A 21858-nucleotide genomic window follows, 5' to 3' on the forward strand; every position below is an offset into this window, starting at 1 on the left:
CGGGCTATTCTTTGGAATAGCTCGAGCAGTGGATATGACTAGCTTCCAATGCATGGAAACTGAACGGAGAGTTCATGTGATGCATTGGAACACCAAACTGGCAATCGTGTTGACCGCTACCGTCCTTTCGGGGGCAGCACATGCTAGACTAATAGTCAGTATGAAGCTTTTGGCTCGCATCTTTTAGCAGGCGGCAGGGCATCCGCGTTGCTGAAACTTGACGCATTCCAGCAAGTGTCCGGGGATAAGATTAAGGGCAAGGCCAGGGCGGGATCATTGTTCAGTCTTTTATGAAGCTGTCGAACTCCAATCCGTCGATTGTATTCTCGGCTGCGCATATGACTGTTCGAGAAGACGGTACACCTGTCCTTGAGTTTATCCGTTATCGCTTGATGTCGGACGACAGTGCAACGGTTACCGTTCAAACGCACTTTCCAAGAACATATGACGTTATAACCGAGAAAAGGTTTTTGACTGCAAGCTGGCTGATGGTTTGACTTTTGCCTATGGAACGACCCATTAACTGCACACTGCAACCATTCGGCGCGCCGATCTGATTGCAGCAGATTGGCGCTCCAAATGAAAAGGGCGCTCCCAAAACTAGGAACACCCTTTTTCATGCTTGCCTGGAGGGCAAAATTCTATTTTGTGGATGCTGCGTCTAACGCAGGAAGTCCAACCCAAGAAGACCGATTGCCAGTGCGGTATTCAGCGAAATGATCATCATTCCATAGACGATCGCTGTTCTTGTAATATCGCTCATTTTCTACCTCCTTGAACCGCGACGCCTCCACATCGGATTCTAAAGCTCGAGAACTGTAACGAAATGTAACAGCCCGTTACGGGTAGCGCAACCCATTTTACATAAATGTGAACGAGTGTAACAGCCCGTGAGAAAGTGCCCAGATCCCCGATATTGGTTGGTTTGTGAGATAGTCACCGCATTGTGACGTGAAATTAACTGGCAAATTTCGCGCGGACGCTACATAAAGCAGAAGTTGTGATTGACTGACGAAGTCGTCCTTAATTCTCTGCTTTTATTCGGATTTTCATCTTGAACCGGATCGTTCCACTCGTGCTCGCAATTGCTCTTTTCATGGAGCAAATGGACTCGAACGTTATTTCAACATCGCTTCCTGCAATTGCCGCGGATATCGGCACCAGTCCAATTGCGTTAAAACTCGCATTGACGGCTTATCTTGTCTCTCTTGCGGTTTTTATTCCGGTGAGCGGATGGATGGCCGACCGATTCGGTGCCAAGAATGTCTTCCGGGCAGCGATTGCGATTTTCGTGGTTGGCTCGCTGGCTTGTGCTGCGTCCAACTCGCTTGCTGCTTTTGTGGGCGCAAGGTTTTTGCAGGGTATGGGTGGCGCGATGATGACGCCGGTCGGGCGATTGGTTCTCATCCGTTCGACACCCAGAAGCGAACTCGTCTCAGCCATGGCGTGGCTCACGATCCCTGCGATGGTTGGGCCGTTGGTTGGCCCGCCTGTGGGCGGCTTCATAACGACTTTCTTCTCGTGGCACTGGATATTTCTGATCAACGTTCCAATCGGCGTAATCGGAATTTGGTTTGCGACCCGTTTTTTGCCCGACAATGATGAGCGGATCATAAAGCCCCTCGACTGGCCCGGATTTTTCCTATCCGGCATTGCCATGTCGGGCGTCGTGTTCGGCCTGTCGGTTGTAAGCCTTCCGGCTCTGCCGCCGGTGATCGGTGTTGTGACAGTCGCTGTCGGGCTGATCTGTTCGGTGCTTTATATCCTTCATGCGCGTCGTGTCAGCGATCCGCTTCTCAACCTGAAACTCTTCGATAACCAGGTCTTTCGCTCTGCGGTTTTTGGCGGCAGCGTGTTCCGGCTGGGTATCGGCGCAATTCCGTTTCTGCTGCCTTTGATGTTTCAGCTTGGTTTTGGCATGACGCCGTTTCAGTCAGGCATGATGACATTCGTTTCCGCGATTGGTGCTATCAGCATGAAGTTTGGGGCTAAGCGCGTCTTTAGCCTGTTCGGCTTCCGCCGAACCTTGATGTATGGTTCACTGATTTCAGCGGCATTCATTGCCGCAAACGGCCTGTTCTTTCCTGAAACGCCTTATGGATTCATCATCGGCTTCCTGCTGATTGGCGGATTTTTCCGCTCGATGTTCTTTACCGGCGTCAATGCGTTGGCTTTTGCCGAAATCCCAGATGCAAAGACAAGTCAGGCGACACCGATTACAGCCGTTGCACAGCAGGTTTCAATTGCGCTGGGTGTTGCGATGGCGGGTGGCATTCTTGAAATCAGTACAGCTGTGCGGGATGCTCCGCTGCAGCTTGCGGATTTCCATACTGGCTTTTTTGTCGTTGCAGCTGTTTCGGCCACAGCCTTCTTCTGGTTTGCAAAGCTGGCGCCAGATGCTGGACGTGAGCTTTCCGGCCCGGCAATCCTCAAGTCAAAGAGCAAAGAGCGCACAGCTTTAGAGGCCGCGGATTCCGCTAATGGAAAATAAAAAGGCAGCTTTGAAAGCCGCCTTTTTCTCAACCTATCTTATCGCGCCACGACTAACCCTTAAAATCGCGGGCAAGCAGATACAGTTCAACAGATTCTGCACGCGATGCTGGTGGCTTGATATGATGAACGGAACGGAACTTCTGTTTCAGCATTGCCAACAGGTCGTTTTCAGTGCCGCCCTGGAATGTCTTGGTGAGGAAGTGCCCACCCGGCTTCAACACTGAAACCGCAAAGTCGGCGGCCACTTCACAAAGATGCACGGTACGCAAATGGTCCGTACGGCGGTGACCGGTCGTCGGTGCCGCCATGTCCGAAATCACCAGATCCGGCCTGTCGCCGAGCGCTTCCATCAGCTTCTCTGGTGCCGTTTCATCGAGAAAGTCCATTTCCAGCAGAATAACGCCGGGCAATGGATCAACGTGCAGGTAGTCGATGCCGACGACTTGCGGATTTTCATCGGTGGAACCGACAATCTTAGCTGCGATCTGCGACCAACCGCCGGGTGCTGCACCCAGATCGATGATCTTCTGGCCTTTTTTCAGAAGGTCGTAGCGATCATTAATTTCAATCAGCTTATAAGCCGCGCGTGAGCGATAGCCGTCTTTTCTCGACTTGTGCACGTAGGGATCGTTCAGGTGACGTTCCAGCCAGCGCCGCGAGGATTCCTTGATCGTTCCGGCTTTTTTCTTCACGCGAACGCGCAGATTGCTTGTGCCAGCACCGCCGCGACCACCGGTTTTCGTGCCGCCTTTGTTTCCGCCTGCTTTGCTCATCTTCAATGCCTGTTTCTTACGTCGGTTTTACTGCCAGCTTTGGCAGTTTGGGCGCGGTTATGGCGCCAGGCACCGTCACGCGACATGAGTTCGGTCAATATGCCCTCGCGTAGTCCGCGATCAGCAACGAGAAGTTTTTCACTGGGCCAGACATTGCGTATGGCATCGAGAATGGCACAGCCCGCCAGCACGAGATCAGCTCGGTCGGCACCAATACAAGGATTGGCAACCCGCGCGTCAAAATCCCATGACAAGAGACGGCTTGTCATCTGTGTCACTTCTTCTGATCCCATCCACATACCATCGACGCGACGCCGATCATAGCGCTCCAGTCCGAGATGGATTCCGGCGAGTGTGGTCACGGTGCCGGATGTACCGAGCAGGTGAAAACGTGAGCTTGCGGTGAGCTGGCCCAGACAATGACGTTCCGCAAACCCGGACAGAAGTTCCGTGACATGGCCGACCATGGCGTCGAAGCTTTCTTGCGTGACGTTACGTCCACCAAAGCGTTCGGCCAAAGTGACAACACCGACGGGGAGGGAAGTCCATGCCGTGATATGTTCGGCAAGACGCGGCGAACGGCGCTGGGATACATCGATCAGTGCGATTTCTGACGAACCGCCGCCAATATCGAAAAGCACGACTGCGTCGGTCTCGCGCGTTACCAGTGTTCCACAACCAGATACAGCAAGGCGCGCTTCTGTTTGGCGGTCAACGATTTCAAGTTCAAGCCCGGTTTCTTCACGGACCCGAGCGAGAAACTCTTCGCCATTGGCTGCCGAGCGGCAAGCCTCAGTCGCAATCAGGCGTGCACGTCTGATCTTACGTGCTGCAAGCTTATCGTGGCAGATTTTGAGCGCATCAATTGCACGCTGCATGGCATGTTCGCTCAAACGACCAGATGAGCTAAGGCCTTCGCCAAGGCGAACAATGCGCGAAAATGCATCGACTACGCGGAATTGGCCCGGGCGTGTTGGCGAGGCGATCAGCAAGCGGCAATTGTTGGTACCAAGATCCAGCGCTGCATAAAGCGGTGCTTCCTGCACATTGCTGCGCGGAAGATGCGTTCCACTTTGATTGCGCTTGGATTGCTGTGATTGCCCCTGAGAGTTATCTGAGCGGGGAGCAGCATTCTGGGCCTTCGCTACATTGTCTGCATGCAAAGGCAAACCGCTTTGCTGCCGGGCCTGCTTTTTCTTGCGGGCGCGGCGACGGCGATTCGATATTTTCCCAACTGGTTTGCCGTCGACAGATTTGGCATCGACAGTAGGAGCTTCAGCAATGACTGGCTTTTGCGTATGCGTTTCCGTACCGCGAGATACTTTTCCGCGATTGCGACGGCGTGCACGCTTGCGCTGGCTTTGCGAGCCCTTGCTTTCCGTGTCTGAGCGTCCTGAATCGGAGGCATTGGGTGCCTTGCCGACTTCTGAAACGGCTTCCTTGCGCGGTTTGCGCTTGCCGTTCTCGGGCGGATTCCGGGTCTGTAGATTGCCCGTTTGTCCACCGGACGCCCCTTGATGCGCCATTCCTGCAGGGCGCTCCTCGGGGTTCTTCAAGGTTTTTATCCTTATGGCGCCGCGCGAACCTGAAAGGACGCAAGCAAGGCGCTTCAATTTTTACGTTGTCCTTAATGTAACAGCGCTTTGGGCATTTACCAAGGGGCAGGCAGGGAAGTGACATTGGAAAATTGATAAAACCACGAATGAATTTAATAGGGCACATATGATCAGGGGCTTTCGTTGTGCACAAAAGCCCCTGATCTCGAAGTATAAGTTGTTCTGGTGAGCGTTAGATATCGTAGCTATGTGCCGCATTGATCGTAGCTACGAATTGTTTGGTGCGTTCGCGCGCCGGATTGACGAAGACATCATGCGCGCTGCCAGTCTCGATAATGTTGCCTGACTCCAGAAACACGACATTTTGCGCGATCTTGGAAGCAAGACGCAAATCATGCGTCGCAATGACCATTGTCGTGCCTTCCTTGGCCAGTTTGCTCAACACATCTACAACTTCGGATGCGAGCTCTGGATCAAGTGCTGACGTCGGCTCATCACACAGAAGCACACGCGGCGAAGGAGCCAGCGCACGCGCTATGGCGATGCGCTGCTGCTGCCCGCCGGAAAGGGTTGCAGGCCATGCATCGGCCTTGTGCGCCATTCCGACTTTTGTCAGCAATTCCATTGCCCGTTCCTGCGCCTTTGCCTTTGGCCATTTCAGGACCGTTACGAGGCCTTCCATCACGTTCTGGATCGCTGTCTGATGCGGGAAGAGCTGGAAGTTCTGGAACACCATTCCGGTTTGGCGGCGGATCGACTGGATTGCCTGCCAGCTTGGCTTACGATCAGGATCGAGCGTAATGCTTTGTCCGCCAAGAACCAGCGTGCCGGAAGTTGGAATCTCAAGCAGATTGATGCAGCGCAGCAAGGTGCTTTTGCCGCCGCCCGACGGGCCGACAAGTGCCGTAACTGTGCCTTCAGCGATCTTCGCATTGATATCATTGAGGATAACAACGTTATCGAAGCTTTTTACGATATTTTTGAGCTCGATCATGCGTTTGTCTCCAATGTTCCGCCATAGCGTCTGAAGCGCTTTTCGAGCCGAGCCTGAAGATGGGACAGGACAGTGCTGAGCGCCAGATAAATCAGCGCGGCTTCGATATAGAGGATCAGAGGTTCATAGGTCGTCGCAACGATGCGCTGTGCTGACTGGAAAAGCTCAGGTACTGTAATCGCTGCGGCAAGCGAGGTATCCTTTACCAACGAGATAAAGGTGTTCGATAGCGGCGGAACAGCAGTGCGGGTTGCTTGTGGCAGAATGGTGCGGGTCAGCGCCTGACGCCAGCTCATGCCAATCGAATACGCGGCTTCCCACTGGCCTTTCGGCACTGAGGAAATAACAGCGCGAATGACCTCGGAACTGTAGGCGCCGACGTTGAGCGAAAAGCCAATGACTGCTGCTGTAAAGGCGTCGAGATAAATGCCAGCGCTTGGAAGGCCGTAAAAGATCACGAACAGCTGCACCAGCATTGGTGTGCCGCGGAAAATCCACACGTAAAAGCGTGCGATGAGCGACACCCAAACCGGGGAAAACAGGCGTACGAGCGCTGTAAGAAGCCCGAGGGACAGCCCAAATATGAAGGACAGAATTGTCAAAGGGATGGTGAACATCAGCCCGGCCCACAGCAGGGTGGGCAGGGAATCTGCCATGAGTAGAAGCCAATCGGGCACGTGTTCGGTCCTTAAATGGGAGATTCCAGAAATGATGCGCTTCAGAACGGTATATAGGCACAACGAAAGGAAGCCGGAAACATGTTCCGGCTTCCTTAATTGCACTTATTCGAAAATTATTTCGAAACGTCCTGGCCGAAGTACTTCTGCGAAATCTTGTCGTAAGTGCCGTCAGCCTTGATTTCATCAAGAGCCTTGTTGATTGCAGCGACCAGATCGTCATCACCTTTACGAACAATGATGCCTGAAGCGTCTGCATTTTCCTTTTCAGCGACAACCTTCACAGGTGCGTTTGGCTGATGCTTTTTGAAATCAAGGTACGACAGGCTGTCATTGAGCGTCGCGTCGGCACGGCCGGTCAGCACCAGCTGGACCGATTGATCAAAGCCGTCGGTTGCAACCAGTTCTGCGCCGGCTTCTTTGGCAATGCGACCATAATTACTGGTCAGCGACTGAGCAGACTTTGTACCCTTCAGGTCAGCAAAATCCTTGATCGTATCGTTCTTGTCATTGACGATAAGAACAACCTTGGAAACGATGTAAGGGTTGGAAAAAGCGAATTTCTTCTGGCGTTCTTCAGTGATGCCAACCTGATTGATGACGGCGTCATAACGCTTGGCATCGAGACCGGCAATAAGACCGTCCCACTTACCTTCGACGAATTCAGGCTTCACGCCGAGCTTCTGAGCAACAGACTCACCGATTTCCACGTCAAAACCGACAAGTTTGTTTTCCTTGTCGTGGAAGGTGAACGGCGCATAGGTGCCTTCTGTGCCGATCTTCAGCACGCCTGCCGATTTGATGGCGTCAAGGTTTTCACCGGCCAGTGCGGTCGAGAGGAGGGCTGCCTGGAGAACACCAACGGTGGCGAGGATTTTTGCGAACTTCATTTTGAGGCTACCTGTAAAATTATTCGGTGAGACGTAAAATACAGGAATTTAATTCTAATGAAGCGTCTAAAATCGCAGCCGTAGCCTCCCATGAAGAAATTATTTCTACTTTATTATCAATTACAGCAATCTGAATCCGCATATCGGGATCTGGCAATTTCTGGTTCTAAAGTACGGCGTATTTTATATTCACGCATGACTTTGCCCCAAAACCGGTTCCCACTTTTGGGAGACATGCTGAACCACAATGAAAAACGCCGCCTTTCGGCGGCGTTTGTAGATCGATTGTCTCTGTAATCAGGCTTTACCAAAGCCACCGCCTGTTGGCGTCACAACGGTAAAGGCTTCACCTGCTTCAAGCACGGTCTGGTCGCAATTGCCGAGCACCTCAACGGTGCCATCCTTGCGGCGCACTTCGTTGCGTCCGGTCTGACCCGGTTCGCCGCCTTCAAGACCGAATGGTGCTACCCGACGATGACCAGACAAAATTGCAAAGTCGAGCGTCTTCAGTGCACGGATCGTGCGCTTGGTGCCATCACCTGCATGCCACTTACCCTTTCCACCAGAGCCTTCGCGGATATGAAAGTCTTCCAGCAATACCGGGAAACGTGTTTCCAGAATTTCTGGATCGGTAAGGCGGGAATTGGTCATATGCGTATGGACCGCATCAGCACCATTAAATCCCGGCCCGGCTGGCGCGCCGGAGCAGATGGTTTCGTAATACTGATACTCGTCATTGCCGAATGTGAGATTATTCATGGTGCCTTGCGCTGCAGCCATCGCCTTGGTTGCGCCAAACAGACAATTGGTGACTGCCTGACTGACTTCGACATTGCCTGCTACAACAGCAGCCGGGAAGCGTGGAGAGAGCATCGAGCCTTGCGGAACGATGATCTTGATCGGCCGCAGGCATCCGGCATTCATCGGAATGTCGCCTTCAACCAACACGCGGAACACGTACAGCACTGCAGCACGCGTTACGGGTTCGGGTGCATTGAAGTTGTCTGGACGTTGTTCTGAGGTGCCGGTGAAATCGACCGTTGCTTCGCGCTTATCGCGGTCAATTGTGACCCGAACTTCGATCTGGCAACCCTGATCCATTTCATAGGTGAAATGACCGTCTGGCAGCTTGTCGAGAACACGGCGCACACTTTCAGCTGCGTTGTCCTGAACATGGCCCATATAAGCTTTGACGACATCTTCGCCGAAGAGGCCGATGATTTTTTTAAGCTCAGCGACGCCCTTTTCATTAGCCGCAATCTGCGCTTTCAGATCGTTGACGTTCTGAGTGAGGTTGCGCACCGGATAGGTCGCGCCTGTCAGAAGTGTTGAGAGAGCATCTTCCCGGAAAGTACCACGATCAACCAGCTTGAAGTTGTCGATATAGACGCCTTCCTGCTCAATGTTCACTGCCAAGGGCGACATTGAACCAGGCGCGATGCCTCCAATGTCGGCATGGTGACCACGGCTTGCAACCCAGAACCGAATTTCACGATTTTCATCGTCAAACACTGGCGTGCAGACGGTCAAATCGGGCAGGTGCGTTCCACCATTGTAAGGCGCGTTGATCAGGAACACGTCGCCCGGCTTGATATCTGTGTTCTCACGGATAGCCGTTGCAACGGACGCATCCATGGAGCCGAGATGCACTGGCATGTGCGGTGCATTGGCAACCAGATTGCCTTCTGCATCAAACACGGCGCAAGAGAAATCGAGACGTTCTTTGATGTTGACCGAATAGGCCGTGTTCTGGAGCGTTACGCCCATTTGCTCTGCAATAGACATGAAGAGATTGTTGAAAATCTCAAGCATCACCGGATCGGCTTCTGTACCGATTGCTGTGCGCAAAGGGAGTGCCTTGATACGTGTCAGAACGATATGATCATGCTGGGTCAGGCGGGCTTGCCAACCATCTTCGATGACAATCGTCTGGTTCTTTTCGATGATGATTGCAGGGCCGGTAACAGTCTGGCCACGCTGGATCTTCTCGCGAATAACAACGCCTGCATCATGGAATTCCCCATGGGAAAAGAAGCTAGAGCGCTTCGCGGTTTCCGCCTCCAGATCGCTTTCGAGAGGGAGGCTCGTTTCCGTTTCGCCTGCACCACCGCCAACTGCTTCGACTTCAACAGCATCGATGACCAATGCCTTGTTTTCTGCAATGAACCCGAAACGGCGCTTATGTGCGATTTCAAATTCCGAACGCAAACGTTGGGCGCTGTCCTCAGAAGGGAAGGTTGCTTCAATTGAAAGCACCGTATCCGTACCCGCATAACGGATATGCGCACGCAGATGTCGCTTGATGGCATCGGTTTCGATGCCTTGTGTTGTGAGTTCCGCAACGCATTCTAGTGCGAGTTCTTCGGCAAGGACATTCAGTGCGGCAGGTGCCGAAGCATCAAGTGATACGCCCAGAGCTTTCTGACGCGTTGCGCGAATATCCGCGAGACCCATACCGTAGGCTGAAAGCAGACCCGACATTGGATGAATAAGGATGTTCTTCATGCCGAGTGCGTCAGCAACGAGGCAAGCATGCTGACCGCCAGCCCCACCGAAGCAGCTTAACGCGTAGCGGGTGACATCATAGCCGCGCTGGACGGAGATTTTCTTGATCGCCTCGACCATATTGGCCACAGCAATGCGGATGAAGCCGTCTGCCACTGTCTCCGGCGAACGGCCGTCGCCAATCTGAGCGGCCAGATCTGTGAACAACTCACGCACGCGCGCGACATCGAGCGGTTGATTCTGCTCAGGTCCAAAAATCGCAGGGAAGTAATCGGGGATTAATTTGCCAAGCATGACATTGGCGTCTGTGACAGCGAGTGGCCCACCATTACGATAGCAGGCAGGGCCGGGGTTTGCACCCGCCGAATCTGGTCCAACGCGGAAACGTCCAGCATCGTAATGCAGGATAGAGCCACCGCCAGCAGCGACTGTATGGATCAGCATCATCGGCGCACGAACACGGACGCCCGCGACTTCTGTCTCAAAGGCGCGCTCATATTCGCCATCAAAATGGGCGACGTCGGTTGACGTGCCGCCCATATCAAAGCCGATGACTTGACCGAATCCGGCAGTCTCACCGGTACGGGCGAGACCTACGACACCACCCGCAGGGCCGGACAGAATTGCATCTTTGCCCTGAAACAGATCAGCGGCGGTAAGGCCACCCGATGACATCATGAACATAACGCGAGCGCCAGTGCGTTCGACGTCGAGTTCATTGGAAACCTGTGCGACATAGCGGCGAAGGACAGGCGAAAGATAAGCATCGACCACAGTCGTATCGCCACGCCCGACAAGCTTGATCAGGGGAGAGACTTCATGGCTGACGGATACTTGTTCAAATCCGATTTCGCGCGCAATGCGAGCGATTTCAGCCTCATGCTCAGGAAACTTATAGGCATGCATGAGGGCAATTGCGATCGACTTATAGCCCTGTTCTTTAAGAGAATGCAGCGCAGCTGCTGCCTCGGCAGGATCGAGCGCTTTTTCGACTGTGCCGTCTGCACGGACGCGCTCATTTAGCTCGGTCACACTATTATAAAGCGCTTCTGGCTTGATTATTTCGGTCGCAAAGATGTTTTTGCGTTCCTGATAACCGATGCGCAGAGCGTCACGGAAGCCCTTGGTGGTGATAAGTGCCAGCCGTTCGCCCTTACGCTCGAGAAGTGCATTCGTGGCAACGGTGGTGCCCATGCGCACTTCGCCAATCAGCCCTGCTGGAACTGGCTCGCCAGTGGTCAGGCCAAGATGCAAACGGATGCCGTGAACGGCTGCGTCCTTATAGGCTGACGGGTTTTCGGAGAGAACCTTGCGTGCATGAAGAGTGCCCTGCGGGTCGCGTCCGATGACGTCGGTGAATGTGCCACCACGGTCGATCCAGAAGTCCCACACCCCGCTTCCCGTTCCGCTCATTCTTGGCTCCCTCATGCATGAAGACAGTGTATTTCTAAATCTTTTCGGATTTTCATACTCCCACTTTATTGACAAAATGTCGATAAGATGGTGACATAAAATTCACATAAGTAAGGGAGCAACCATAATGGGGAATAAGAGAGACTCGGAAATAGCGGCAGAAATGCCAGAGCAGGGCTTCGATGAAGTTTCACTGCCAAAGCATCTGCGTTCTGTTGCCTCTCTCGGTCCTATTGTTTCGTCTGCTCATCTCGCCGAAGGCGGCTCTCCCGGTATGTCCGAAGTTGAGTATGGCCTTATTCTTGCATCGCATGCTTTCTCGCGCTGGATGGTTCGCTGCATGGCAGCCGCTGGTTTGCCGGGACTTTCTCCCATAGAAGTACTGATCCTGCATTCGATCCGCCACCGCGGGCGGGAGAAGAAGCTCGCGGATATATGCCTCGTGCTGGATATAGAAGACACGCACATCGCAACTTACGCTATCCGCAAGCTGGAAAAAGCCGGACTGCTGACAACCGGCAAGGCTTCCAAGGAAAAGACGGTCAAAATTACGGAGAAGGGCGCGGAGGCTTGCGCCCGCTATGCGCAAATCCGCGAACGTCTTCTGGTTGATTCCACAGCCAATGCGCGTCCATCTGAAGAGACCTTATCTGAAGTGGCGGCATTGCTGCGTTTCATGTCCGGTGCATTCAATCAGGCCACACGGTCTGCCATCACGTTATAAGAGAGTTACGCTTTTGAACGGAAACGAGTTGAACTTATCTGTTTCAAAACCTCTGCTGACGGTCGAGGGCCTCAGTGTAGAATTTGGCTCGAGCCGGGTAGTCGATGATTTGAGCTTTTCCGTCGCGCCCGGACGTACTTTGGCTGTCGTTGGTGAATCGGGTTCGGGCAAGTCGATTACGTCGCTTTCCATTATGCGGCTCGCAGATATGAGCGGTGCAAAATTTCCGTCCGGTCGCATTTTGTTCAATAGTCCGGATGGCGAGCGCGATCTGTTGAAGGCTGATCAGAAGGCTATGCGCGGCATTCGCGGCAAAGACATCGCGATGATTTTTCAGGAGCCGATGACATCGCTCAATCCGGTATTTACCATCGGAAATCAGCTTTCCGAAGTGCTTATGCTGCATGAGGGCATGTCTAAAGCTGCTTCTCTCGCAGAAGGTAAGCGCCTTTTGGAAATGGTGCGCCTGCCGGATGCGGAAGGGCTGCTCAGGCGTTATCCGCACCAGCTTTCCGGTGGGATGCGTCAGCGCGTGATGATTGCCATGGCGCTCGCATGTCGTCCAAAGCTTCTGATTGCCGACGAACCAACAACAGCGCTCGATGTCACCATTCAGGCTCAGATCCTGCATATTATTAAGGATTTGCAGAAAGAGCTTGAAATGGCAGTCATTTTCATCACGCATGACATGGGCGTGGTGGCAGAAATGGCTGATGATGTCGTCGTCATGTGGAAGGGAAAGAAGGTTGAAGAGGGCCCGGTTGGCCGTATCTTCGAAGCGCCGCAGCACCCTTACACGCAAACGCTTTTGTCTGCCGTGCCCAAGCTTGGCAGCATGACAGGCGAAGCATTCCCCAAGCGTATGCCGGTCATGATGATGCGCGATGGTGTGCCTGTTCTTTCCGGGGAGGAGCGCATTCAGGATACGGCGAGCTATAGCGACAAGCCGCTATTGGCTGTTGACGATCTTTATGTGCGATTCCCGATCAAGAAAAACCTTTTCGGTAAAGTCACCCATGTCTGCAACGCCGTATCGAAAGTGAGTTTCGATATATATCCCGGCGAAACGCTGGCGCTCGTTGGCGAGTCCGGTTCCGGCAAGTCAACAATTGGGCGCACAATCCAACAGCTTCAGTCGCCGCTGGCTGGCGATATTCGATTCAATGGCAAAGCCTACTCTCGGATGAGTTCTTCCGAGCGCTACGCAATGCGCCGTGAAGTTCAGTATATTTTTCAGGACCCGTTCGCATCGCTCGATCCGCGCAAGACTGTCGGATTTTCAATCGCTGAACCAATCCGCACTCATGGTCTTCTCGACAATAGCAAGGCCATTAATGCACGCGTGGCTGAGTTGCTTGAGCGTGTAGGTCTTGGACCGGAACACGCAACGCGTTATCCTCACGAGTTCTCAGGCGGTCAGCGACAGCGTATCTGCATTGCGCGCGCATTGGCTTCAAAACCCAAGCTGATTATTGCGGATGAGGCGCTGTCTGCCCTCGACGTCTCCATTCAGGCTCAGGTGATCAATCTGTTCATGGATCTGCAGAAGGAACATGGATTGGCCTATCTCTTTATCAGTCACGACATGGCTGTTGTTGAAAAGATGAGCCACCGCGTTGCTGTTCTGTATCTCGGTCAAATCATGGAGCTCGGTTCGCGCAGGCAGGTTTTTGAGACGCCGTCGCATCCTTATACGCAGCGTCTGTTGTCGGCTGTTCCTGTTGCCGATCCTTCGGTTCGGACTGAGCGCGCCGCATTGGAAGGTGAAATTCCGAGCACCACGCGTCGTATCGATGACAAGCCTACAATCTATAATCATCGCGAGGTTGCGTCAGGGCATTTTGTCGCCGAAAGCGCCTGACCGACCGAAGTAGTTTTCGTCGCATTATTCCTACGCAAAGCCGCTTCACACCTTTGCCGGAAATGCTCCACAAACCCAAAGGGGAAAAATAATGATAAAGAAAACACTGAAAGCTGCTCTGCTGGCTTCCGCTCTGTCAGCGGCTGTGTTTGCATCTGCTCCGGCGTTTGCCGCCGGCAAGCTGACCATTTCATCGCCGCAGGACCCGGGCAGCTGGGACCCGATCGACACATTCCTCGTCAACTGGGCGTCGGTCGCCACCAATATTTTTGACGGTCTGGTTTATCGCGGTCCTGATTTGAAGATCGTTCCAGGCTTGGCGACTTCATGGGAAGAACTCGACGAAGGCAAGCGCATCCGCTTCACCTTACGCGAAGGCGTCAAGTTCCATGACGGCGAGCCGTTCAATGCGGAAGCCGTAAAATTCACCTTTGATCGTTTGCTTGGCGAAGATGGCGCGAAAGGTCCGCAGCGTTCCAACTATATCGCAATCGACAAGGTTGAAGTTATCGACGACAAGACTGTCGATTTCCACCTTAAAACCCCTGATCCGGTCCTGATCACCAAGCTCGCCGGTTATGGCGCGATGATCGTTCCGCCGAAATACATCACCGAAAAGGGTGACGATTATTTCAACACGCATCCGGTCGGAACTGGCCCGTTCAAGGTTGTTTCCTATGAACCGAAGGTCAGCATCAAGCTCGAAGCCTTTGCTGATCATTGGGGTGGCGCACCAAAGCTTTCAGAAGTCGAATACCGCTTCATCACTGAGCCTTCGACTGCTGTAGCCGAACTTCAGGCCGGTCGCGTTGACATTGTCATCCCACCGACAATTCCAATTGGCATGATCCCGACAATTGAAGGCGATCCGAAGTTGGAACTCGTAACGACCTCAGGGCCAACGGTTTACGCTCTGCGTTTCAACACCGCCGACGGTATCACCAAAGATGAACGTGTCCGCAAGGCCCTCATCATGGCCGTGGATCGTGATGCGATCATTCAGTCGATCCTTGCTGGACAGGCGGAAGCTATCGCAAGCTTCCAGGGTTCGCTCTCGTTTGGTTTCGATCCGAACATGAAGCCACTATCTTACGATCCTGAACAGGCTAAGAAGCTGCTCGAAGAAGCCGGCGTGCAGCCGGGTGCAACGGTGCAGATCGACGTGCGTGGTCAGGATGCGAGCTTTAATGAAGTTGCACAGGCCATCGCAAGCTTCCTGCAGATGGTTGGCGTTAATGCAACCATAAAGCCTTATGACACCAACGTTCTGCTCAACGACATCATCCCGCAGGGCAAGACCGGCGCAATGTTCCAGCAGGCCTGGGGCGGCTGGACCTTCGATTACGATAACACTGCTTACTCAATGTATCATTCGGGCGAAAAGTGGAACCCGTACGACAAGGACGAAAAGCTCGACAAGATGCTCGAAGCACAGCGTTCTGTTCTCGACCGCGGCGAGCGTGAAAAGCTGCTTCAGGAAATCGCGCAATATGCAGCCGATCGGGCTCTCGAAATGCCGCTTTACAACCTGAAGGCAATCTTCGGCGTCAACAAGCGTGTGAAGAACTTCGTTCCGGTTCCTGACAGCCGTCTGCGTCTGACCGACGTAACCGTTGAGTAGTAACTAATACGGCAAGCCGGTTATCATCGGCTTGCCGCAGCATTTCGGAGGCGCTCTGGTGGCCGGATTTCTCATAAAACGAATTTTGCAGGCGTTATTCGTGTTGATCGCGATGACGCTGCTCGTCGCATTTGCGATCCGCCTCACGGGCGATCCGGCACTGATGCTGACGCAAGGTGCGGGTAGTATTACTGAAGCCGATCTTGTGCGTATCCGTGAAGGGCTGGGTTTGAACCAGCCGTTCCTCGTGCAGTATTGGCAGTTCCTCAAAGGACTGTTCACACTTGATCTCGGGCGGAGCTTTCTTGGCGGTACTCAAGTCTCGGTTCTTGTTGGAAGCGCGCTGCCTGCAACATTGATGCTGGCCTTCGCGTCTTTGTTCGTTTCTATTGTGATCTCGGTACCGCTTGGCATTAAGGCCGCTGTATCGCGCGGCAAATGGGCCGATCAGCTCATTCGTATATGTTCGCTCGTTGGCCTGTCTTTTCCGAACTTCTGGCTTGCCACCATGCTGGTGCTGTTGTTTGGTATCTATCTGCAATGGCTGCCACCGAGTGGCATGAGCGGTATTGCAAGCTTTGTGATGCCAGCGTTGACCATGGGCATCATTCTGACGGCAACCAATGTTCGTCTGGTGCGGACATCAATGCTCGAAACCCTACAGTCGCAATATATCATGGTCGCCCGTGCTAAAGGCTTGAGCGAGAACAAGGTACTCTACAAGCACGCATTGCGTAACTGCGCCATTCCGCTCATTACCTATATCGGTCTTCAGTTTGGTGGACTTTTGGGCGGCATCGTTGTGGTTGAACGCGTGTTCAACTGGCCCGGCATGGGTACGCTTGCCTTTGAAGCTGTTGCCAGCCGCGATTATCCGGTTTTGCAGGCCACAATCGCAATTCTGTCGATGCTGATTATCGGCGTTAATCTTCTGGTGGACATCGCCTACGGCCTTGTCGATCCGCGCATTCGTACGGAGTAGAGCAAATGGCGACCAAAACATCGAGCCTCGTGTACTCGCGCTTTGCAAGCCTGGAGTTCGTGGTTGGCTTTGCGCTCACCGGCGTAATCTGTCTTGCAGTAATTTTCTCAGGCTATTTGTTTCCAGCCGGTGCCAACAAGATTGATCTCATGGCGCGTCTCATGCCGCCATTCGTCAATCCAGCACATATTTTCGGCGCCGATCCGCTTGGGCGGGATGTGCTTGCGCGCGTAGTCATCGGCGGCAAGATTTCGCTGTTCGTTGGCTTTGTCTCGGTGATCGGTTCAGTAATCATTGGCACCATCATGGGGCTTGTTGCGGGTTATTATCGCGGTTTCTGGGACATGGCGCTCATGCGCTTTGTCGATGTGCAGCTCGCAATGCCGTTCATCCTGCTTGCGATTACCTTCATGGCCATTCTTGGTGGCGGACTGCTCAACACGATCATTCTGCTGATCGTCTCGCAATGCGTGCAATATGCACGATTGGTGCGTGGTTCCGTGCTGTCGCTGCGCGAACGTGAGTTCATCCTGTCGGCTCGTGCGATTGGCGTGAAGGACTGGCGCATCATTTTCCAGCATCTTCTGCCTAACTTGCTGGGTCCTGTCATCGTTTTGATGACGCTGAATGTCGCCAACAATATCCTGCTTGAATCCAGCCTGACCTTCCTGGGCTTCGGCATTGATTCAACCATTCCCAGCTGGGGTGGAATGCTGGCCGACGGCCGTACTTATCTGCAGACTGCGTGGTGGGTAAGCCTTTTCCCGGGCCTTGCCATTCTTTTCACCGTGCTCGGTCTTAACCTTCTGGGTGACTGGCTGCGTGATAGCCTCGATCCAACTGGCAGGACTTCGCGATGAGCGTGATTTTTGAAAAGACCTATCCGCGTTCGATCAATTTGCTGATCGAACGCTTTGCAAAGCCGGAAATGCGCGGTGCGAAGGTTGAGGCCTGGTTGTTCGATGATCAGCCAAGCCGCTATTCAGCGGAAACTAAATTGCGTGAAGCAGGGATCAATGCCAAGCTGCGCTCGGCCTATAAGCCGCTTCTGCATTTTTTCCTTGAAGAGGTAGATGGCGCCGCACTCAAAGCGGCATCAATTCGCTATCCTCGCCATAATAATTGCGTAGAAAACCGCTTTTTGCTGGAAACCTATCCACTATCGGCGCTTCTGCCACAGGCTGAAATTAGCTTTAGCGCATCCGGCAAGGACGATTTCATCTATGAAGTTGACCTTACTTTTTTTGATGGACGTAATGAAAGCCACCGGGTCTTCGCGCCCAATCGCGTGCATGAAGATTTTATTGGCGAAACGCTTGTTTCACCGACAGGCTGGCTGATTGTCGAACATGAAGGCAGCGTTGAAAATGCGCGCTTTGAGACAGCTTATGAGAAGCTGTTTCATGATACGATTTCGACCGTTGCGGTCCATGACTGGGGTCGGGGCGAACCCTACTTTGAAGAGCTGAATATTTCAGTCAGCTTGCCGATCACGGATCGGCGCCTGCCGTATGATGAGGAAGCGCTGAGCCTTACTGAGGCGCTGCACGAGGATATTTATTTCTCGCTTCTCGAAGTATTCCAGAAGAAGTCAGGTCGTCCTGTCGGCGATCGCGGATTGCAGCCGGGTCAGATTGTACCGGAAGTGCGCTTCCGCGATACAGAAGCTTCAGTCAAAATTGAAACACGTCCGCTTTCGACGACAGATGCCTTGACTGCCGAGCAGGTGCTTGAAAATGCACAGGCACCGCTTTCCGCTGATCAAATCCGTCGTGAGATTGCAAAGCTTGGCGGCTCGCCTTTTGAAGCAAAAACTCGTTCAGGCCGCACCGTGCGCGCAACCTTTGTCAAAGGTAGCGATGCACCGATGATGATCAGTGCCAGTCAGCATGCGAATGAGACCACAGGCGTCGTCGGTGCATTGCGTGCAGCAAATCGTCTTGCAGCACGTAATGGAGCGCATTTCTCAATTTCGCCGCAGGAAAACCCTGACGGATATGAAATTCACAAGCGTCTCTGTGCGTTGCAGCCGCATCATATGCATCATGCTTCACGTTATACTGCTTTGGGTGACGATCTGGAGTATCGCAGCGGTGAGGGGCTTTATGAGAAGGCTATTCGCGTAGAGGCGGAAGCGCTCACGAATGCGAAGCTTCACGTCAATCTGCATGGTTATCCATCGCATGAGTGGACACGGCCGCTGTCGGGTTATGTCCCACGCTCCTTTGCGATGTGGACGCTACCGAAGGGCTTTTTCCTGATTATTCGCCATCATGCGTCATGGGAAAAAGAAGCCGAACAGCTTATGGATTACGTGACCAGGCATCTTGGCGCGATCAACGGTCTTGTTGAGTACAACAACGCTCAGATCAAGCTGTTCGAGCAACATGCAGGCGAAACCGGCTTTCGCATCATCAACGGTTTTCCGTGCATGGTCGGTGTTGATGACCGTCACACGGTTCCATTGACCCTGATTACCGAATATCCGGACGAAACCATTTATGGCGATGCCTTTGTAAAAGGTCATACGGCGCAGATGGAAACCGTTCTCTCGGCTTATGACGCCTTACAGCAACTGTTGCCGACCACGCCTGTCGCTTAATCAGAGATAGTAAATGCCAATACGATTGCCGCCAATCATTTCGACGGCAATCTCCATCTCGTAAATATCGCGCAAAATATCCGGGTGAATGATTTCTTCCGGTGACCCTTGATGAACGACCTTGCCCTTGCGCATGGCAACGATATGGTTGGAATAGCAGGACGCGAAATTGATGTCGTGCAGGACCAGTACGACTGTTTTCCCAAGTTCGTCTGCTGCACGCCGCAACAGTTTCATCATTGAAGCTGAATGCTTCATATCGAGATTGTTGAGCGGTTCATCAAGCAGGACGTAATCTGTATTCTGGCAGAGAACCATCGCTACGAAGGCGCGTTGACGCTGCCCGCCTGATAGTTCGTCCAGAAAGCGTTCCCCCAGTTCTTCAAGCCCGAGATAGCCGATTGCCTGTTCAACGTGATTGAAGTCTTCGTGCGTTGGCCGCCCTTTGGAATGCGGGTAGCGCCCAAACGTCACCAGATCGCGCACGGTCAGGCGTGAATTGATCGCGTTCTCTTGCCTTAAGATCGAAAGGCGTTTTGCCAGCACATCGCCCGGCGTGGTTGAAACATCCAGCCCATCTACAGTGACACGGCCTTCATCCATTGGCAGCAGGCGACTGACCATCGAAAGCAAAGTCGATTTTCCAGCGCCATTTGGCCCGATGATCGAGGTAATGCCACGCGCTGGCAATTTGAGCGTGACATCATCGACAACGATTGCATCGCTATAGGATTTGCTGACTTTGTTTATTTCGATCAACGTGCGTTCCCCCTGACGAGAAGGATAATAAAGACGAGCCCGCCCAGAAACTCGATGATGACACTGAGCGCGGTGTTGAATGAGAAAACGCGCTCAAGAATGGTTTGACCGCCGACAATACAAAGGATTGCCAGCAAGACGGCGACGGGCAACACGACGCGGTGCTTTGACGAACCAGCAATCATGTAAGCGAGATTGGCGACCAACAGGCCGAAGAAGGTTATCGGCCCAACAAGGGCAGTCGATACGGAAACAAGGATCGTAACGATCAGCAGAATGCGGTGCACAACTCGACGATGATCGACGCCCAGATTGATGGCTGGGTCGCGGCCAAGTGCCAGAATGTCGAACATATTGAGAAAGCGCAGACCGTAAACTGTGACTATCGCCACAATGATTGCCGCAAGAAGCAGAATATCCGCATTAACACTGTTGAAGCTTGCAAAGAAGCGGTCCTGAAGTACGGCGAATTCGTTCGGGTCGATCATCCTCTGCATGAGGTTCGACAGGCTTCGGAAAAAGACACCAAAGACAATCCCGACAAGCATGACGAGATGCAGGCTGCGAGCAGCGCCCGAAAACAGCCATGCATAGAGCGTGCTGGCAAAAACCACCATAATGGCGGTTTCGGCAAAGAAACGCGCATTGGGTCCGATCCCGTTCACATGGATGGCACCAACTGCAAAGACTGCAAGTGTCTGGATCAAAATATAAAGTGCATCAAACCCCATGATCGAGGGTGTGAGGATGCGGTTATTTGTGACTGTCTGGAACAGTACCGTCGAGACCGCAATCGAATAGGCAACAAGCACCATTGCCGCAAGCTTGGTGCCTCGAAAGCTTAAGATGAAAGACCAACTACCTTTTGCACCCAGCGTCATGAAGGCGATGCAGGAAGCAATAACAAGGATTGCAAGAAGCGCGATGATTATGCCGGGACGTTTAAGCAAGGCGTGATCCCCGGCGCAAAAGCAGATAGAGGAAGATCGCACTGCCGACGACGCCCATCATGGTACCGATGGGGATTTCATAAGGAAAGCGGACCAGGCGCCCGACGATATCGCAGGCAAGTACAAGACCCGCACCCAGCACAGCCACCCATGGCACGGAACGGCGCATGTTATCGCCAATGAACATGCTCACCACATTGGGCACGATAAGCCCCAGAAACGGGATCATGCCTACTGTTACAACCACACAGGCGCTGACCATTGAAACGATCACAAGCCCCAGTGTTACGACGCGGCGATAGTTTAGGCCGAGGTTGGTTGTGAAATCCTCGCCCATACCGGCAACCGTGAACCGGTCAGCCGCGATATAGGCAATGACGGTCAGGAAAAACGACAACCACAGCAATTCGTAGCGCCCCCGCAAGACACCGGAGAAGTCTCCCGTTGCCCATGAATTTAGGGCTTGAAGCAGATCATAACGATAGGCAATGAAGGTCGTCACGGCACTGATCACACCACCCAGCATGATGCCGACAAGCGGCACTACGAGAACCGAACGAAGCGGAATACTACGCAGAATGCGTAGGAAAAGGGCTGTGCCTGCGAGAGCAGTGACAGATGCTACCAACATCTTGCCGAAGACCGGGGTGTCGGATGCAAATAGAATAACCAACAGAATGCCGAGGCTCGCAGATTCAACTGTGCCAGCAGTTGATGGCTCGACAAAACGATTGCGGGTGAGCATCTGCATGATCATGCCCGCCACGGCCATCGACATGCCGGCAAGAATGATTGCAAGCGTACGCGGTATGCGGCTGATCAAAAGAACTTCGGTCGCCCGATCGGTGCTATTTGCACCAAACAGTGTGCTGAGCGATACATCGCTGACGCCGATAAACAGGCTGATAAAAGCCAGTATGACGACAACAATTATAGCCGCGGCGAGTGCCTTCACGCTTAATTCCCGTTCTCTTGCCTTGTCATGAAATCGGGCCACAAATTGTGCGGCCCGAAATGACTGGGTCAGAAGATATTGGAGCACCTTTTGATCTGATTAC

The 21858-nt window shown here is 53.1% G+C and carries 17 protein-coding genes; 8 read left to right on the forward strand and 9 right to left on the reverse strand.

Annotated features, from left to right (window positions below):
* The first annotated feature begins 275 nt into the window (after positions 1 to 275).
* Complete coding sequence (locus CES85_RS28210) at positions 276 to 497, forward strand: VirK family protein (protein WP_491562643.1); 222 nt, start codon at positions 276 to 278, stop codon at positions 495 to 497.
* A 557-nt stretch (positions 498 to 1054) separates the two neighbouring features.
* Positions 1055 to 2491 carry an MFS transporter gene (locus CES85_RS01480; RefSeq protein ID WP_095444312.1) on the forward strand — a complete coding sequence of 479 codons (1437 nt, stop codon included), beginning with the start codon at positions 1055 to 1057 and terminating at the stop codon, positions 2489 to 2491.
* Between the two features lie 52 nt (positions 2492 to 2543).
* Here CES85_RS01480 and CES85_RS01485 read toward each other — a convergent pair whose 3' ends face one another.
* From CES85_RS01485 to CES85_RS01510, 6 genes are all read right to left on the reverse strand, one after another.
* Complete coding sequence (locus CES85_RS01485; RefSeq protein ID WP_095444313.1) at positions 2544 to 3266, reverse strand: RlmE family RNA methyltransferase; 723 nt, start codon at positions 3264 to 3266, stop codon at positions 2544 to 2546.
* 2 nt (positions 3267 to 3268) lie between these two features.
* Positions 3269 to 4822 (reverse strand): Ppx/GppA phosphatase family protein, encoded by a 1554-nt coding sequence (locus tag CES85_RS01490; RefSeq protein ID WP_095444314.1) that lies wholly within the window; start codon positions 4820 to 4822, stop codon positions 3269 to 3271.
* A 232-nt stretch (positions 4823 to 5054) separates the two neighbouring features.
* On the reverse strand, positions 5055 to 5816 hold the full coding sequence (locus CES85_RS01495) for an amino acid ABC transporter ATP-binding protein (protein ID WP_095444315.1): 762 nt from the start codon (positions 5814 to 5816) through the stop codon (positions 5055 to 5057).
* Entirely contained in the window at positions 5813 to 6493 is a 681-nt protein-coding gene (locus CES85_RS01500; protein WP_095444316.1) for an amino acid ABC transporter permease, read from the reverse strand. The genes CES85_RS01495 and CES85_RS01500 overlap by 4 nt, the downstream gene beginning before the upstream one ends.
* Positions 6494 to 6609: 116 nt before the next feature.
* On the reverse strand, positions 6610 to 7383 hold the full coding sequence (locus CES85_RS01505) for an amino acid ABC transporter substrate-binding protein (protein WP_095444317.1): 774 nt from the start codon (positions 7381 to 7383) through the stop codon (positions 6610 to 6612).
* Between the two features lie 297 nt (positions 7384 to 7680).
* A complete protein-coding gene (locus CES85_RS01510; protein WP_208636276.1) occupies positions 7681 to 11316 on the reverse strand; it encodes a hydantoinase B/oxoprolinase family protein in 3636 nt (1211 codons plus the stop codon).
* Positions 11317 to 11428: 112 nt separating this feature from the next.
* On the opposite strand from CES85_RS01510, the gene CES85_RS01515 reads away from it, so the two are divergent.
* The 6 genes from CES85_RS01515 to CES85_RS01540 all read left to right on the forward strand — a co-directional run bounded on the left by CES85_RS01515 (position 11429) and on the right by CES85_RS01540 (position 19091).
* A complete protein-coding gene (locus CES85_RS01515) occupies positions 11429 to 12025 on the forward strand; it encodes a winged helix DNA-binding protein (protein WP_167382733.1) in 597 nt (198 codons plus the stop codon).
* Positions 12026 to 12038: 13 nt separating this feature from the next.
* The gene (locus CES85_RS01520; protein WP_095444319.1) at positions 12039 to 13886 is read left to right on the forward strand and encodes an ABC transporter ATP-binding protein; all 1848 of its coding nucleotides are present in this window, start codon (positions 12039 to 12041) and stop codon (positions 13884 to 13886) included.
* A 91-nt stretch (positions 13887 to 13977) separates the two neighbouring features.
* Positions 13978 to 15507, forward strand: a complete 1530-nt coding sequence (locus CES85_RS01525) for an ABC transporter substrate-binding protein (RefSeq protein ID WP_095444320.1) — start codon at positions 13978 to 13980, stop codon at positions 15505 to 15507.
* 58 nt (positions 15508 to 15565) lie between these two features.
* Positions 15566 to 16489, forward strand: a complete 924-nt coding sequence (locus CES85_RS01530; protein ID WP_095445649.1) for an ABC transporter permease — start codon at positions 15566 to 15568, stop codon at positions 16487 to 16489.
* Between the two features lie 5 nt (positions 16490 to 16494).
* Positions 16495 to 17349, forward strand: a complete 855-nt coding sequence (locus CES85_RS01535; RefSeq protein WP_095444321.1) for an ABC transporter permease — start codon at positions 16495 to 16497, stop codon at positions 17347 to 17349.
* On the forward strand, positions 17346 to 19091 hold the full coding sequence (locus CES85_RS01540) for a peptidase M14 (protein ID WP_095444322.1): 1746 nt from the start codon (positions 17346 to 17348) through the stop codon (positions 19089 to 19091). Before CES85_RS01535 ends, CES85_RS01540 begins: the two co-directional genes overlap by 4 nt.
* Here CES85_RS01540 and CES85_RS01545 read toward each other — a convergent pair whose 3' ends face one another.
* The 3 genes from CES85_RS01545 to CES85_RS01555 are packed head-to-tail and all read right to left on the reverse strand — an operon-like array spanning position 19092 to position 21755.
* A complete protein-coding gene (locus CES85_RS01545) occupies positions 19092 to 19850 on the reverse strand; it encodes an iron ABC transporter ATP-binding protein (RefSeq protein WP_095444323.1) in 759 nt (252 codons plus the stop codon).
* Complete coding sequence (locus tag CES85_RS01550; protein WP_095444324.1) at positions 19847 to 20800, reverse strand: iron chelate uptake ABC transporter family permease subunit; 954 nt, start codon at positions 20798 to 20800, stop codon at positions 19847 to 19849. The genes CES85_RS01545 and CES85_RS01550 overlap by 4 nt, the downstream gene beginning before the upstream one ends.
* On the reverse strand, positions 20793 to 21755 hold the full coding sequence (locus CES85_RS01555; protein ID WP_095444325.1) for an ABC transporter permease: 963 nt from the start codon (positions 21753 to 21755) through the stop codon (positions 20793 to 20795). Before CES85_RS01555 ends, CES85_RS01550 begins: the two co-directional genes overlap by 8 nt.
* Between the last annotated feature and the right edge of the window lie 103 nt (positions 21756 to 21858).

It is taken from the genome of Ochrobactrum quorumnocens (assembly GCF_002278035.1).
Lineage (GTDB): Bacteria > Pseudomonadota > Alphaproteobacteria > Rhizobiales > Rhizobiaceae > Brucella > Brucella quorumnocens.

Coding starts and splice junctions, on each gene's coding strand:
- CES85_RS01485 (WP_095444313.1), bottom strand. CDS start 3,266: ATGAGCAAAGCAGGCGGAAACAAAGGCGGCACGAAAACCGGTGGTCGC.
- CES85_RS01495 (WP_095444315.1), bottom strand. CDS start 5,816: ATGATCGAGCTCAAAAATATCGTAAAAAGCTTCGATAACGTTGTTATC.
- CES85_RS01505 (WP_095444317.1), bottom strand. CDS start 7,383: ATGAAGTTCGCAAAAATCCTCGCCACCGTTGGTGTTCTCCAGGCAGCC.
- CES85_RS01510 (WP_208636276.1), bottom strand. CDS start 11,316: ATGAGGGAGCCAAGAATGAGCGGAACGGGAAGCGGGGTGTGGGACTTC.
- CES85_RS01515 (WP_167382733.1), top strand. CDS start 11,429: ATGGGGAATAAGAGAGACTCGGAAATAGCGGCAGAAATGCCAGAGCAG.
- CES85_RS01525 (WP_095444320.1), top strand. CDS start 13,978: ATGATAAAGAAAACACTGAAAGCTGCTCTGCTGGCTTCCGCTCTGTCA.
- CES85_RS01535 (WP_095444321.1), top strand. CDS start 16,495: ATGGCGACCAAAACATCGAGCCTCGTGTACTCGCGCTTTGCAAGCCTG.
- CES85_RS01540 (WP_095444322.1), top strand. CDS start 17,346: ATGAGCGTGATTTTTGAAAAGACCTATCCGCGTTCGATCAATTTGCTG.